Annotated in this window: 13 protein-coding genes and 1 tRNA gene; 6 read left to right on the top strand and 8 right to left on the bottom strand. The window is 44.0% G+C overall.

Features of this window, described 5'->3' with window-relative positions; translation table 11 throughout:
* Positions 1-36 precede the first annotated feature (36 nt).
* Genes FC87_RS05420 through FC87_RS05410 form a run of 3 tightly spaced genes read right to left on the bottom strand, consistent with a single transcriptional unit; the run spans position 37 to position 3,179 of the window.
* Positions 37-2,388 carry an ATP-dependent DNA helicase gene (locus FC87_RS05420; protein ID WP_035421448.1) on the bottom strand — a complete coding sequence of 784 codons (2,352 nt, stop codon included), beginning with the start codon at positions 2,386-2,388 and terminating at the stop codon, positions 37-39.
* 46 nt (positions 2,389-2,434) lie between these two features.
* A complete protein-coding gene (locus FC87_RS05415; protein WP_009167095.1) occupies positions 2,435-2,779 on the bottom strand; it encodes a hypothetical protein in 345 nt (114 codons plus the stop codon).
* Between the two features lie 28 nt (positions 2,780-2,807).
* Entirely contained in the window at positions 2,808-3,179 is a 372-nt protein-coding gene (locus tag FC87_RS05410) for a hypothetical protein (protein WP_035421450.1), read from the bottom strand.
* Between the two features lie 137 nt (positions 3,180-3,316).
* Here FC87_RS05410 and FC87_RS05405 point away from each other — a divergent pair, with 137 nt between their 5' ends.
* Genes FC87_RS05405 through FC87_RS05395 form a run of 3 tightly spaced genes read left to right on the top strand, consistent with a single transcriptional unit; the run spans position 3,317 to position 6,522 of the window.
* A complete protein-coding gene (locus FC87_RS05405; protein WP_056961828.1) occupies positions 3,317-4,291 on the top strand; it encodes an asparaginase in 975 nt (324 codons plus the stop codon).
* A 17-nt stretch (positions 4,292-4,308) separates the two neighbouring features.
* Positions 4,309-5,481, top strand: coding sequence for a hypothetical protein (locus tag FC87_RS05400; protein ID WP_009166905.1), 1,173 nt, complete (start codon positions 4,309-4,311; stop codon positions 5,479-5,481).
* 21 nt (positions 5,482-5,502) lie between these two features.
* Positions 5,503-6,522 (top strand): NADP-dependent oxidoreductase, encoded by a 1,020-nt coding sequence (locus tag FC87_RS05395; protein ID WP_100221820.1) that lies wholly within the window; start codon positions 5,503-5,505, stop codon positions 6,520-6,522.
* Positions 6,523-6,641: 119 nt separating this feature from the next.
* On the opposite strand, the gene FC87_RS05390 is transcribed toward FC87_RS05395, so the two are convergent.
* Entirely contained in the window at positions 6,642-8,474 is a 1,833-nt protein-coding gene (locus FC87_RS05390; protein ID WP_054690098.1) for an FAD/NAD(P)-binding protein, read from the bottom strand.
* Between the two features lie 115 nt (positions 8,475-8,589).
* Here FC87_RS05390 and FC87_RS05385 point away from each other — a divergent pair, with 115 nt between their 5' ends.
* The 3 genes from FC87_RS05385 (at position 8,590) to FC87_RS05375 (ending at position 10,972) form a co-directional block, all read left to right on the top strand.
* Positions 8,590-8,913 carry a hypothetical protein gene (locus tag FC87_RS05385; protein ID WP_009166902.1) on the top strand — a complete coding sequence of 108 codons (324 nt, stop codon included), beginning with the start codon at positions 8,590-8,592 and terminating at the stop codon, positions 8,911-8,913.
* A 102-nt stretch (positions 8,914-9,015) separates the two neighbouring features.
* Positions 9,016-9,087 (top strand) — tRNA-Arg (locus FC87_RS05380).
* Between the two features lie 124 nt (positions 9,088-9,211).
* Positions 9,212-10,972, top strand: a complete 1,761-nt coding sequence (locus FC87_RS05375) for an ABC transporter ATP-binding protein (protein WP_051393779.1) — start codon at positions 9,212-9,214, stop codon at positions 10,970-10,972.
* A 97-nt stretch (positions 10,973-11,069) separates the two neighbouring features.
* On the opposite strand, the gene pepT is transcribed toward FC87_RS05375, so the two are convergent.
* From pepT to FC87_RS05355, 4 genes are all read right to left on the bottom strand, one after another.
* A complete protein-coding gene (gene pepT / locus FC87_RS05370) occupies positions 11,070-12,311 on the bottom strand; it encodes a peptidase T (RefSeq protein WP_054690106.1) in 1,242 nt (413 codons plus the stop codon).
* A gap of 111 nt (positions 12,312-12,422) precedes the next feature.
* Complete coding sequence (asnB, locus tag FC87_RS05365; RefSeq protein ID WP_056961826.1) at positions 12,423-14,324, bottom strand: asparagine synthase (glutamine-hydrolyzing); 1,902 nt, start codon at positions 14,322-14,324, stop codon at positions 12,423-12,425.
* A 200-nt stretch (positions 14,325-14,524) separates the two neighbouring features.
* Entirely contained in the window at positions 14,525-14,992 is a 468-nt protein-coding gene (locus FC87_RS05360; protein ID WP_009166898.1) for a universal stress protein, read from the bottom strand.
* 10 nt (positions 14,993-15,002) lie between these two features.
* On the bottom strand, positions 15,003-15,512 hold the full coding sequence (locus FC87_RS05355; RefSeq protein ID WP_054690109.1) for a YbhB/YbcL family Raf kinase inhibitor-like protein: 510 nt from the start codon (positions 15,510-15,512) through the stop codon (positions 15,003-15,005).
* Between the last annotated feature and the right edge of the window lie 52 nt (positions 15,513-15,564).

Raw genomic sequence — 15,564 nt, 5'->3', positions numbered from 1 at the left:
TAGAACCAACCGGGGCAACATTTCAACTAATAAAGATTATAAATCTTCATTCCAGAAATTCTTAACCTTTTCTTTAAACTGATGTTGGTTGCACACAACTTGATAATGAGACCAATGAGGCGGAAATAGCCTGGTATATCTTTTCTGAGTGAATCTTTGGTCAAAAAGAGCAACAATCCCACGATCAGTACTAGAACGGATCAATCGTCCAGCGGCTTGCAAGACATGATTAAAGCCGGGGAGTTGATAGGCGTATGCAAAGCCGAATCCATTTTTTTGGGTAAAATAGTCCTGGAGAAGATTAGTTTCAGGGTTGATCTTTGGCAAACCGACACCAACAATGGCAACGCCAATCAGTTGTTTGCCAACTAGGTCAATTCCTTCTGAAAAAATACCGCTCAGTAACGCAAAGCCTAGGACTGGTGGTTGCTCAGGGGCAAAGGCCTGTAAGAAAGATTCGCGGTCATCGCTAGACATGTCAGCCGTTTGTTTCACGGTCTTTACTTCGGGATATTTGCTAAGGAAGGCTTGATAAATCTGATCTAGGTAAACATTAGAGGGGATGAAAACCAGGTAATGCCCCGGATTGGCACTAATTAAAATTTTTAGACTTGCCAATAACTGGGGCAGTTCCTTTGTCCGGTTTTGATAAGTTGTTTTTAGATACGATGTGATCAAAACCGCTTGTCGTGCGGGTGGAAATGGTGAAGGTAACTGGTATTGGAGACTGTTAGATTCAGCACCTAGGAGCTGGCGATAATACGGTAGCGGTGAGAGTGTTGCTGAGAATAAAATGGATCCGCCCCCTTGTTGCAGGGTTTCAGCGATAAACGGACTGGGATCCAGGCAAAGGAGTCGGACACAGGTTTTTTGATCGACCCGCAATACCCGCCAACGAAAATGGTCATTAAAAAGTTCAACGAGCTTTAGATAGCGTAAACAGACAAAGTAATAGGCGAGAACCTGCTCGACAAGTGGACTCGGCTCCCGTTTTCTAAGCCATTGATGTAAGCGGGCACTAAGTTTTTCGATGGCAGTATTGAAATCTTCGTCAGGGTTAGTTTGATTAATAAATTCGACCTGCTGTTCCACCAACGATTGGTTTAGGTTAGTAAAAGAGCGTTGGACGCGGCGTAGGGCAGTCTTGACTTTACGCGTCGCTTGATCAGCTGGAAGGGCGTTTAATAGTGGTTGAATTGGTTCGTCATCAAGCTCTGTGGAATACATTTCGCGAGCCCGATCCACAAGGTTATGGGTTTCATCAATTAGATAGCAGTTTAGTGGATTTTCAACGGCAAAGAAGCGCTGTAAATGGATGATGGGATCAAATAAATAGTTATAATCACCAATGATGACATCACAAAAAAGACTGGCATCCAGTGAAAATTCAAAGGGATCCAGCTGGTAGGTTTGTGCATAACGCTCAATGATAGGACGAGTTAGTTGGTTTTGATGAAGCAATAAATCTTTGAGTGCCGGTTTGAGTCGATCATAATAGCCTAGCATGTAGGGATTGGCATCATCTGCTACGCCCTGTTCGGCTGGAAATCTGATCTGATCCTTGGCCGTAATCGTCAGACTGTGAAGACGTAGTCCTTGTTGGCTGAGAGCTGCAATGGCTTGCTCGGCTACCCGGCGGGTACTTTGCTTAGCTGTTAAATAAAAAATACGTTCGCATTGCCCAGTCCCTAAGGCTTTAATAGCGGGGAAAATGGTGGAAATGGTTTTCCCAGTACCGGTTGGGGCTTCCACGAAGAGGTGACGTCGATTTACGATCGTTTTATAGACGACCGCCGCAAGTTGGCGTTGACCTTGGCGAAACTTTGGAAAGGGAAAGTTAACCTGATTAGCACTGGTGATGCATTCCTGTTTTAGCTTGGTTTTTAGTGCCAGCCATTCGGCGTACTCATCGGTAACCTGTTTAAAAAAGGCGGCAGCGCTTTGTCGATCGATCGTTTTAGTAGTAATCTTACTAGTTTCTTCAGGGGTTTGGACGTAGATCAAGCGCATAGTAATACTAGAAAGCTCCGGGTTTTCAGCAAATAGGAGGTGAGCATAAATTTTTACTTGTCCCCAGTAAAGCTGCAACTGATTTTCAGTTAGTTCAGAAAATTCAACATCAGAAGTTTTAATTTCATCAATTTGTGCGTGCTTCGCTGCGAAAACCACCCCATCAGCGCGACCGTGGACCAGTAAAGGCTGGTCGGCTAGTTGGATGGTTGTTGATAAAGCGTATTCAGCATGATAGGCTTTTCCCTGCTTTCGCTGGAGTCGTTGGTGAATTCTAGTTCCAGCCTGGGCGGTATTCATACTAGTTTGTTGGCGATTGAGGTCGCCACTACGAAGAATAAAGCTGACCAACTCGCGGACACCGATCCTACTGGGCATGGCAATCAACTCCTCTGTTTAGTAAAAAAACAACCACTAGGGTTGTTTACTCTTCGGCCCAGCGATTGTATTTTTTAGCATTTTTCCCCATATCACGAATGGCTTCTTGCACTAATTCTTTAGCAACTTGTTTATTTGTTGCAGAATCGACTTGATAGAAGTTATAGACAAAGCCGGTAGCAATATCTTCGTATTTATCTTTGCGACCAAAACCGTCATCTTGTAGGAGTTGATCAATACCGCTGATCTCATCTTTCCCCGCCTGATACAGTTGTTGAGCTAAATCAGGTTTTGGTCCTAGGATTGATTCGGCGTATTTAATCAAAAAGTCGTTCATATCGATGATGACCTTTGCGCGTTCTTGACGTTCAATTTTTTTTCGTTTTGCCATGAAAACACCTCATTATATGGTTAGTTGATTAGTGACGAACACTGCGACCTGGCTGGTGCGAATGTATTTTGGTGGTCCGAACCTGTCGTTTGGGGCTATTTTGTGGTTCAATTAGCTGAAAGTCAACCAGTTTCCCTATCCAAGGCTGACCCGCTAAGCGCACAGCTGACCAACGTAACATGATTTGATAAATGCGGTTGGCGGCAGCGACACGAGCCGGTTGTTGTTCACGGCGGGCTGCCGGTAAAATATCAGTTACAACCTGTTGCGTTAACTGGTGATGATATTGCAGGAGTTCGGTGGTCAGCGGTGCTCGACAGTAGGAATTGAAGAGTGCTTGCACTTTGCGGAGTGCTTCTTTGGAAGTATGCGGTTGATAGTAACGTTCCGATTCTTTCATTTGTAAGGACTCCTTATTTTTTTAGTATAGTTGAGAAGCGATCGAAATGAAACCCTTAGATTTGGTCAATCCATCGAATGGGTGGCGAGTGTGGTACTATATAAGCTGAGTATTTTATAATTATAGGAGTTTACTTCATGAAAAAAATTCTAGCAATTCACACTGGTGGGACGATTTCGATGTCACAAGGAGTGAACGGCGGAGTGCTACCAAATGAAAAAAATCCCATTGATAATAATGAAGTTTTGGGATTAACTGACATTCAATTAGAAAACGACGAATTATTAAATTTACCATCACCGCAGATGACGCCTGCGACGATGTTACGGGTGAAACGACGTATTGAGCAAGCGATTGATAATGGAATTGATGGAGTGGTGGTGACTCATGGAACCGATACTTTGGAAGAGACCGCCTATTTTTTGGATTTAACACTACCCAACACGATTCCAGTGGTAGTTACTGGTGCCATGCGCTCGTCCAATGAAATCGGGGCAGATGGAGTATTTAATTTCAAATCAGCCATCCAAGTGGCAGCTAGTGACAGTGCCAGAAATAAAGGAGTGTTAGTCGTTTTCAACAGTGGAATCTATGCGGCTCGTTATGTTACAAAGACCCATACGACCAGTATTGATACTTTTAAAGATCCCGTCTATGGAACTTTAGGGACGGTTGATCATGGTCAGGTTTCTTTTGCGCAACAGTTGTTAGGCAGTGCTTATAGCCAGATTGATCACGTAGTCGATCACGTGTACTTGTTAAAAGCGAGTGCGGGGATGGATGATCTCTTGTTAAACGCCGTTAATCGTCCAGAAACTCGGGGGGTTGTGATTGAAGCAATGGGAGCCGGGAACTTGCCAGCTGCGGTTTTAACTTCGATTAAATCCTTATTAAAGGCGAAGATTCCCTTGATCTTGGTATCCAGATGTTTAAGCGGTGCCGCTCAACCAATTTATGCTTACGAAGGTGGGGGGATTGAATTACGATCCCTTGGTTTGACGTTTTGTGAGCAACTAAACGGGCAAAAAGCCCGAATTAAATTAATTGTCGGCTTGAGTTGCGGAAAGACCGGAACCGCATTGCATAATTACATGGCTAATGCGCTTTCGTAGCAGAAACAGGTGGGAAAATGGCATCAGAACAGCGCTTAGAAATTAAAGAAAATCTGCGAATATCTTTGCAGCAAGAAACTTTGGTAAACGTCATGCAAAACAACTCTTCTATTTTTTATACGGGGATCGTGGTAGCTCTTGATCAGGGTGGGGTCATTATGACGACCTACACGGAAGATGGCTTGGCAAATGGTTACGTTTACTTGACCTACCAGGACATTTTTGATGTTGATTTTGAAAGTGATGACCTTGCTAAAATGGAACAGCGGATTCAAATGGCGCAACGGCTAAAATTAATTGACGCACAGCCAGTTCCTTATCAGCTGAATCAGAAGGTGGCGCTGCTTACCCAGGTATTGGGTACGGCGCTGGTTGAACAACAAGCACTCTTATTAACTCTGCAGGATGGGACGATGCTGGAAGGGTTTGTCACCGCTGTGGAGCGAGACCACGTCAAGTTACGTACTTTTGACAAATTTGATAATCGGGAAGCGGGGCAGCGCCAACTAGATCAGCATCAGATTTGTTCGGCGGAATTTTTAGGGACTGAGTTGCGGTTGTTAGGTCAATCACATTCGTTGCTCTTTCGGCCCCATCTTGAACCCCTTAGTGAGACAACATCACTCAAGATCTTTGCGATTCTCAACCGGGCTTGTGAAAACGGACAGCGGGTAATTATGGTTCCCAAACTTAAACCAGAATTATTTTTCATTGGTCAAGTGCGGGCGGTTAATGCTAATGCAGCGGTGTTTGCAGTGGTGGATATGAATGGACTGTTTGGTGGATATGAGTTGATTCGATTAGATGAAATTGGACAGGTGATTATTAAAAGTGATTATCTACGCTTGTTAAATCATTTTGTGGGGTTAAATCTTAGTCAGGGAACCTATCGGCAGCCGCTCCTAAACGATGAGCGCGCCTTTGATAAAACGGTTGATTTATTTCAAATGATTCTCGAACAGTCCCGCCGGTTTAAACGGCTAGTACGCATTAAATTGACGGACGGGACGGCTTACTTTGGGTTGCCGATTCGCAGTCGCCAGCCCGGGGAACTTGGGTTGCGGTACTTTGATGAAGATGATCCATTGATTAGTAAACGGAAACGATTCAGATGCAGTGAAGTGGTTGAGATAGCTTTTGACTATCTTGATGCTGAACTGACCAAGCAACAATTTTTAGGTCACCATTAGATTTATGCAATAACGGAGGTTATGATGGAAATTTCAACTAAGATGCAAGCTTATCAATTTAAAAGTTATCAAGGACCAGCAGCTTTTGCTACCGTAGCTACCCCGCAACCAGCGGCAGATGAGCTTTTAGTAGCCGTTATGGCGGTCGGTTTGAATCCCGTGGACTACAAAATTCAGGCGGGCAAAATGAAACCACTGATGAAAGCGAAGTTGCCCCTCACCATGGGCAATGAGTTCGCGGGGACAGTAGTCGCCGTTGGAAAGCAAGTTACCGGTATTGCGGTCGGTGATCGGGTGTATGGACGTCCTGATCACCAGCATGCGGGAACCTTGGCTGAGTATCTCACGGTACCAGCAACACAGGTTGCTAAAATACCAGAAAAACTGAGTTTTACGGAAGCAGCCGCGCTACCGTTAACCGGTCTGACCAGTTACCAAGTGCTTCATGATGTCGCAAATCTCCAACCCCAAGAACGGGTGCTAATTCAAGCTGGAGCTGGTGGAATTGGTGTGTTGGCCATTCAAATGGCCAAACGAATGGGAGCTTTTGTTGCCACGACCGCTAGTGCTGAAAATGCTGACTTTTTGCGCCAACTTGGAGCTGATCAGGTGATTGATTACCGAAAGACGGATTTCTCACAGGTGCTTCATGACTATGATCTGGTTTTCGATACGCTGGGTGGTCGGGCCTTGCAGGATAGTTTTCAGATTTTGCGTCCTGGTGGTCAAGTTATTAGTATCAGTGGGGTCCCAACTGCAGCACTCGCGGAATCACAGCAGCTGGGGATTTTGAAAGAATTAATGTTTGCGGCGGCTAGTTACCCATTACAGCGACGAGCGCGGGCAAAGCAAACTAAATACCAGTTTTTATTGATGCATCCAAGCGGTTCCCAACTGAAAATAATTTCTGATTGGGTCACCCACGATGAATTACATCCAGTGATTGCCAAGGTTTTTCCTTGGGAAGAAACGGGAGCTGCTTACGATCAGCTTAAGGCCGGTCACGTACGTGGTAAATTGATTGTCCAAGTTCAAAAATAGTGTAATGATAATAAAAACCGCCCACAGTGTGAGCGGTTTTTTAATTTATAAAGGTTTTTAAGTAGGCTACCTCAGATTAACGATGGTGAACGGTGAAATCACGATGATTCGTCTTCTCTTTATGATGAAGCAGCGGGATTCGCTAACAGTTGTTCGGTAATCAAATCGGCAACGGAAAAATTATGATCATGGACGGCAGGATGTGGCAAAGTAGTTGTCATCCACTCAATGCCACTCAAGGGTACACCCCAGACGTAAAGTTGATCATTCGGCTTTCCTTGCTGATTAATCGGATGGTAGGTGGATAAGTCGGTCTTTACTGCTCCACTAGTAACGGTTTCATTGTTCTCAGGATGAAATTGGTAGGCAGTGATAATACCTTGTTCTCGCAAAGAAACTAATAAAGAATTCGTGGTCCGTTTTAAATTGGCACTAGGTAATCGGGCTTCAATTATTGCCTGAGCAAGGAAAGGTTCATCTGGATAAAATTTGGAACGAGCCAAAAATTGGTGTTTAACTCCGACCACCTGAAGTTGTGGTCCAAGAATTGTCACAATTCCAGCCCGCATTAAAGCCATCAGTTCATCATAGCGTGCGACTGGTGGACCAGCAGTTAGAAATCCGGCAAATGAATTAAAGCTCGGAAGAAATTTTTCTACATAATCACGATCGGTAAAGGTCTGGTCAGTGACTAGCCGTTGAATAGTGGTTCGTAGATCGATCAGCGTGGCAAGTGCGCCTGTAATGGGAGCATGATTTGAACCTTGCCGAGCATCGGACACCAGCTTGGCAAGCCAAGTTTGGAGGGTCTGTTGGTAATTGGCAATGTTCGTAATTTTAGTTCCAGCGACAGGATTTAGGATGGTTTTCCAACCCAGTCGCTCGCCGGGATGCCAGTGGTAGTTGTTTAAGAAGGATGTGCGATCAGCGGCAGCCGCAAAGCCAGCGCTAAACTCAGCGACATCGGATTGGGGATGGTTGTTTTGCAATATGATGCGATAGTAGACGTTCTCAATTTCTGCTTGGACGAGGTTAATAAAAGTTTTAAATGGCAACTTGCCAGCAACTGATCCCTGCTGGATGTGAGCAGGATTTAAAAAAATAGCAGGTCGTTGTTCCCCAACTTGGGCTTGGTTGATTGGTTTTGGATAATAAGGCACTCCCCGTCTAGATCCCGCAATAATATGGGGCTCCTGACCAGAAGGATGATATGTCAAACCGTGGTCCCCACTCCGGGTAAAGCGACCACCCCGAGCAGTTGTAAGTTGGCTAAGATAGTCAAAAAACGAAAGACCCATCCCCCGTATGATGACATTAGTTTTAGGCTTGATGTTAGTCAAATCAACTTCGTTGGGGTGATTGGGACCAAGATAGGTTAGCTGATGGGCGGTTGCATAGTCCTGAAGCGCTTGTTCAGTTTTTGTTAGTTGATTTGCAACATTTCCAGAGCTAATCACTAGTTTGTTAACATTGATTTGTTGTTTGGGAGTCACCAGGATGAACCCAGTGGAAGTTGGTTGGGCGGCGGTGACCGTGGTTGGTAAATAAGTAACTTGCTGCTGTGGGACCAACCGGTTTAATTGTTGGCGATAGAACCATTGACAATAAACACCAAAGAGAGCTCGCGGAGCATAGTCATTTGGCTGTAACTGCTCCATCAGCGCCAAAAAGTCATGCTGATAGTTTTCCTGGGTAACGAAGTCACGAGCAACCTTGCTCTGAGTCCATTCATAGAAGTTTGCACCGGGTTGATTATCATTAAATAGGGTTACTAGTTGTGCTGGTGAATTCATAATGTAATCCAAAGGTTGGGTTGGGGACCAAACTTTGCCCCCAATTGGATTGGGATCGAAAAGTGAAATTGAGAGTTTCCCTGTTTGTGATGCTGCCTGTAAAAGGTCTGCTAAGAGAATGAGACCTCGCGGACCAGCGCCAATAATGCCAATGTGCATAATATCATTCCTTTCAGCCCTACTTTAGCATACGTTTATTAAAATTGCTTTCTTTCAGATATTCAGTAAATTGGGTTATAATAAATCAGATTATTGAATTAAAGGGGAGAAATCAATGGCGATTCCAGAAAATATGGAAGAAATTAACCAAGAGCTCGGTCGGCAAGCCGCTGCTGGTAACCAGATAACCGAACGCACCCTGATTCTACAGACCGTGCAACAACTGCTCCAGCAGTATTTAATTGCAGCAGAAGAGGGATTCTATGATACCGTTACACTGGCCGATGACCGAACTTTGATTTTTTCAAGTGTGACCGGAAAACAGTTGGGGACGTATCAGGCTCGTGGCATTGATCTAGTGGCAGACTTTAAAGCAGATGCACTGCAGTTACGCTTGGACTTAGAAACCGCTGCCCAACAGATTGCCGGGGGTCGATAGCTCGGTGTGCGGGGTTAAATTAGCACCCCACTTCAGAATGGTCAGCTGGTTAAGAAATAAAGATTGAATTTTTTGCAAAATAGGCTACAATTAAACTATTGGGCGCTCCTAGTGTAATGGATAGCACATGAGATTTCGGTCCTCATAATCCCGGTTCGATTCCGGGGGAGCGCATTTTGGGCGGTAATTGAAGCGTTGCTGCCCATGCCGATGAGACACTTGGAGACATCCTACCACTGGTACTGGTTGGAAGTCTCTTTTTCTATTGCAGTTATTTCCACATTAATAATATGAGCTTATGGCTTGGAGGCAGGTATTGAAAAAACAAGATAATCAGAAAACTGGTAAGTTTAAAATTCGAAGCTTTGCTGGTTTGATCCGCCAAACGAAACCCCAATATTGGCAGTTGCTGGTTGGTTTAACGTTAGGGTTAATCGCTACCTTGGGGCAACTGGTAGTTCCTAAGTTTGCGCAACTGTTGGTTAACGAATTTAGCAAGGGGCTGAATGGCACCTTGTTGGCAATTATCATTGCGCTGTTTATCCTTAGCGCAGTTATTAGCGCAATTTCTGGGACTTTTTTGGGAGCCTTTGGTGAGCAAGTAGTTGCAAAATTGCGACAAATTCTATGGGAAAAATTGATTAATTTAAAAATTACGTATTTTGATAACGTGAAGGTTGGACAGATGACCTCACGATTAGTTAATGATTCCGACCAGATCAAGGATTTATTATCTAACTTTTTCCCCAATGCCGTTACCGCCATTTTTCAACTGGTGGGAGCTTTCTTCTTCATGTTGGTGATGGACTGGCGAATGACGTTGATTATGTTCATTGTTGTGCCGGGAGTCTTCATTATGATGCGCCCGATTATGCGCCAGACAATGAAAGTGGGACATGCTCGCCAGGAGACTCTTGCGGATTTCAATGGTCAGGTGGATGACACTTTGAGTGAGATTCGGCTAGTAAAAGCATCAAATGCGGAACAGTACGAGGTAACGACGGGACATCAAAGCATTAATCATTTATATCAAATCGGTTTAAAGGAAGCCATTTACAACTCAATCGCTGGGCCATTGATGGGAACCACGATGATGGCTTTAATGGTAGGATTATTAGCTTATGGAGCTCACCGAGTGGCAACCGGAACGATGACGATGGGAACGTTATTTGCTTTTTTGATGTATTTATTTCAGGTGATCTCCCCGGTTTCGATTTTAGGACAATTTTCAGTTCGGGTAGCAAAAGCGAGTGGAGCAACAGAGCATATCCAGGAGTTGTTAGCAGAGACCGAAGAAGATTTTTCCCAGCCGACAATCCCTGTGGTTGCTAATCAGCCGTTGAATCTAGAACATGTTGATTTTTCGTATCAAACAGGGCAACCGATTTTGACCGATATTAACATCACGGCTAAACCAAATACTACTGTAGCTTTTGTTGGTCCATCTGGGAGTGGAAAATCAACGATTCTTAATTTGATTGAGCGGTATTATCAGCCCACAGCCGGTGCCATTAAAATCGGGACACAAGATATTCACGATTTAAATCTTAAGAGTTGGCGCCAGCAGTTAGGGTTTGTTAGTCAAGATTCAGCGATTATGGCTGGAACGATCCGCCATAATTTGACTTATGGACTGGCAGGGGACTATTCCGATGATGAAATCTGGCATGTGTTGAAACTGGCCTATGCCGATGAATTTGTTCGTCAAATGGATCAGCAGCTCGATACCCAAGTGGGGGAACGAGGAGTTAAAGTTAGTGGAGGACAACGACAACGTTTAGCGATTGCCCGCGCATTTCTGCGCAATCCCCAAATTCTAATGCTTGATGAAGCTACCGCTAGTCTGGACTCGGAATCAGAGGCCATGGTGCAAAAAGCGCTGAATCAGTTGATGGCTGGCCGTACCACCTTGATTATCGCCCATCGGCTGAGTACGATTGTGGATGCTAACGAGATTTACTTTATTGATGATGGTCAAGTTAGTGGCCACGGAACTCATCAAGAACTGATGCAATCGCTTCCTAAATATCAGGAGTACGTTAAAATTCAATTTAAATAGCCTAAAAAATTAGAGCCCCCGAAATCTTGACTTTGAGATTTCGGGGGCTCTAATTTTTTCTAAATTGTTAGGGGGAATTTCATTGCCCTTAAATGATTTATCTGGTGGGAACTTCCTGCGCTAATTGAATAATAACGCGAACTGCCTGTTCCATGGTCTGTAATGACACAAATTCAAAACGACCGTGCATGTTTTCCGGACCGGCAAAGATATTTGGGGTTGGAATGCCCATGAAAGAAATTTTGGATCCATCAGTACCCCCACGGACGGGGAAAATATGAGGAGTAATTCCTACCTGTTCCATGCTTTTTTTGGCAAGTTCGACCGGCGTTAGATCTTTTTTTAGGACTTCACCCATATTGTAGTATTGGTCAGTTAACTCTAAGTGGACTCTTGGGGTTCCAAATTGTTGATTTTGCTGAGCAACTAAGTTGGTGAAGAGTTGTTTGCGGTCTTCAAATTTTTGCCGGTCGAAGTCACGAATGATGTAGTTTAGGGTCGCTTCATCACAGTTGCCAGCGATGTCTGTCAAGAAGAAAAATCCTTCGCGACCGGCCGTGTGTTCTGGTCGGTCATGCTTAGGCAGTTGCTCGTGAAAATTAATGGCTAGTTGTGATGCATTCACCAGCACGTCTTTTGCTTCAGATGGATGCACATTAGTTCCTTTGAAAGTAACCGTTGCAGCGGCAGCATTGAAGGTTTCGTACTGCAGATCGCCAAGCGGGCCGCCATCAATTGTATAGGCGAAATCAGCCCCAAAATCGTCAGCATCGAAGTGGTCAGCCCCAGTACCAATTTCTTCGTCGGGACCGAATCCAACGACAATTCGCCCATGTTTTGTCTCGGGATGGGCTTTAAGAAGCTGTAGTGCCGTCACAATTTCTGCAACTCCGGCCTTATCATCAGCTCCCAAAAGAGTTGAGCCATCAGTGGTAATGAGGGTTTGACCGGTATAATTTTTAAGGTTGGGAAAGACCGCTGGGTCGAGGCGGTAATTACCGGTGGCATCAAGTTTAATAACCGAATGACCGTCGTAATTTTTGATTATTTGTGGATTGACGTGTTCAGAATTGAAATCAGCCGTATCTACGTGAGCAATTAACCCGAGGGTAGCACGAGGAGCATCGTCCGTTGCTGGTAATTCAGCAAAAACATAGCCACTTTGTTTATTGGTCCGGACGTTTTGAAGGCCAAGTTTCTGTAATTCCTCCTTGAGGTCAGCTAAAAAAGCGACCTCTTTTTGATCGGAGGGAATGGTTTGTGACGTGGGATTAGATCGGGTGTTGACCCTGACATATCGTAAAAAGCGATCGCGTAATTCATTAGTATTGACGTCCATGAATAAAGTCCTCCTGAGGATAAAGTAGCTTAATTATAGCATGTTGCTAAGGTTAGAGCCGGTTTGTGGCATAAAAAAGGGAGCCGCATTAATGGCGGCTCCGGTTATAGCTTAGAGATCGGTGGGCGTTAGGACCACTTCGTCAGCGTATTTAGTATTAGTAGCCTCTGGAAAGTAAACTCCGTACCAAAGGATAAAGGTATAAATCGTAAAAATCTTTTGCATGCTCGATTTTCCATGAGCGTGCTGTTCCAAAATATAGTCGAGTTGGTCAACATTAAAAAACTTTTCGGCGATATCAGAGTGGAACGCTGTCACAATTCGCTCGTGGTATTTCGGATCATTAATCCACTGAGCAATTGGAGACGGAAAGCCAAGCTTTTCCTTATCAGCTACGACCTTAGGCACTTGTGATGCGGCAGCTTTGCGAAAGGCGGCTTTCGTAATTGGCTGTTTGTTTTCAAAAGTGATTCGCGTCTTGGTTGGCATCGTGGAGGCAAAGCCAGCAACTTCTTTATCAACTAAGGGAGTTCGGACTTCCAAACTATTAGCCATGCTCATTCGATCTGCTTTTTGCAGGATATCAAAGGGCAGCCACGTGTTAATATCAAAATACTGTTCTTGCGTAACCTCATCTTGATCGGCCACAGCATCAAAGAGATGCTTGGTGTACTTGGCAGTATCTCGATTTAAGGCGGGGTTTTTTAAAACTTTTTGGCGATCAACTTCATCAAAGACGTAGTTCACCCGATAATATCTTCGCCAGAGGGGTTCGGCACCACGAATTAAGAACCGGCGCCCATGGAATCTTGGGAAAATACTGGCAGCCTTTCCAAGGGCTCGCCTAATGACACTAGGAACTATTTTCTGGTAGCGCTCAAAGGTGAAAGCCTCTAGATAGGTGTTGTAGCCACCAAAGAATTCGTCGGCCCCTTCACCAGAAAGTGTAACCGGGACATCCTTACGTGCGCCTCGAGATAAGAAAAACAACTGGGGAGCCGAGGGATTAGAAAGCGGTTCGTCCATATAGTACATCATGGTTGGTAGTAGATTAAAATAATCATCACCATCAATTGTAAGGGGAGTATTTTCCTGGTTAATCTCCTTAGCAAATTTCGTTGACCAGCTCAGTTCACTAAATTTGGAGTTATTGAATCCCAATGAAAAGGAATGGATAGGTTTAACTTTCGCTGCTTCATTGAAAACGTAGCTGGAGTCAACCCCACTAGAAAGAAAACTGCCGACAGGAACATCCGCAATCATGTGAGCTTTAACAGACTCTGCGACCAGTTTTTTAATCTCGTCAGCTGCACCATCGATTGTTTGAGAATGATCAATGTGATCATAATTAAACTGATAGTAGCGGTGTAGTTCTTTGTGACCATCTTTGTAAATAAAGTATTCGCCAGGCATTACTTTATAAACGTTTTTGAAGAGGGTTTCGGCAGACGGAATAAATTCAAAACTCAAGTGGATCGCTAAGAGAGCCTCGTTAAATTCCTTTTTGAAGTTAGGATTAGCTAAAAAGGCTTTTGCTTCAGATGCCCACATGAAATTGTTGCCATCATCGTAATAGTAGAGGGGCTTAATGCCAAAATGATCGCGAGCACCAAAAATTTGATTTTGTTTTTCATCGTAGATGACGAAGGCAAACATTCCGCGGACTTTACTTAATAACTTATCAGGACCCCAGGCTTCGTAGCCACGCACCAGTACCTCTGAATCACAATCAGTATTGAAGGTTTGCCCGTCAGAAATTAGTTCCTGCTGTAGTTCTTGGTAGTTATAGATTTCACCGTTGAAGGTTAGCACGCTGGTTTCATGATCACCAAACATCGGCTGGGCTCCATGAGCTAGATCGATAATTGAAAGCCGCCGAAAGCCCATTGAAATATTTTCATCTTGAAAATAACCATCATCATCTGGACCACGATGTTTAATCTTATTTGCCATCTCGTTAATCGTTTGTTTGGGAATTCCATTTTTGTTGACGTAACCACAAAATCCACACATGGATATTTCTCCTTTAATTTTAAAAGTTCAGACACTAGTACTTAATTTTACGGATATTTTACAAATTTACCAGTTAAACGCCGGAACTAATTATTAAATATCCGTAAACAAGCCGCCGGGCTACTGGTGGGGGGATGTTTTAACACCAAACAAAAATGATTACCGAAAGCAAAATTCAGCAAGCATTCGTTAATCATTTGCTACTTGATAGGTTCGTTATCTAGGTTAGTTCTTACAATCATTACATCACAGGGAGCGTGTGAATTAACAAAGCTAGCCACTGACCCAACTAAGATTCGTTCGGCAGTACTTTTGCCAGTAGCACCCATCATGATTAGATCGATTTGGTAATCATGGGTAAAGTCATAGGTAATGACGTTGCGAGGGCTACCAAACCGAGCGTGATAGTGGATGTCTTTCACACCGGTTTTTTGGCTAGCTCGCTCAGTAATTTTTTTGAGATAGGCTAATTCGTCATCGACCATCTGAGTGATCGTACTACCATCAATGGCACCGTAGGAGAAACCGAAACTAGTAGTATTTAAAACGCTCAAGACATCGATTCGTGCGTTATTCCGCTGAGCAACTTCGCAAGCTTTTTGGAGTGCTGCTTCCGCTAGCTTGGAACCATCAACGGGAACTAAAATGCGCTTGTATTCGTTTTGCATATGCAACCTCCTAATTTTTGACTGGCAGTTTAATGGATGCCGAGGCAAGAACGTGTCCTTCTAGCTGTTGGTAAAGTTGATTCAACCAGAAACCATCAGTAAGTGGCAATTTTTGGTCAACCGCATAGACAGTTAGTTGATATTGATGTTCCTTATCTGGCGGCATGGGACCCAAATAATGCTGAAAAAGGCGCGGATCAGTTTCTTGGACAAGGTTACCTGCCAAACTATTATTACCATGAGTCATCGCAACTATATCACTTTGACTGGCATTTTCAGGTAATTCAGTGAGCGTGGCAGGCAAATTAGCTGCCACCCAGTGGATGTAGGTAAAACCACAAACGGGAATGGCATCATCGTCAAGTAACACCAAGGCTAATGAAACAGCTGTTTTTGGGACATCCTCAAATGTAATTGGAAATGAAGTTATTGGGTGATGATGAAGCTGATATTTAGCAGATGCGTGCTTTGTATAGGCATCAGGAAGATAACCGTTTGATAATGGTACTTGAATTTTCATTGGAACCCCTCCTGTGGTCATTATAACCTAAAAAGGGCGGTAAGAAAAAATT

Origin of the sequence: Fructilactobacillus florum DSM 22689 = JCM 16035 (assembly GCF_001436645.1) — a bacterium.
In the GTDB taxonomy this organism is placed as follows: domain Bacteria; phylum Bacillota; class Bacilli; order Lactobacillales; family Lactobacillaceae; genus Fructilactobacillus; species Fructilactobacillus florum.
Note: the sequence above shows the minus strand (reverse complement) of the source record. Positions and strands in the feature narration are given on the sequence as shown.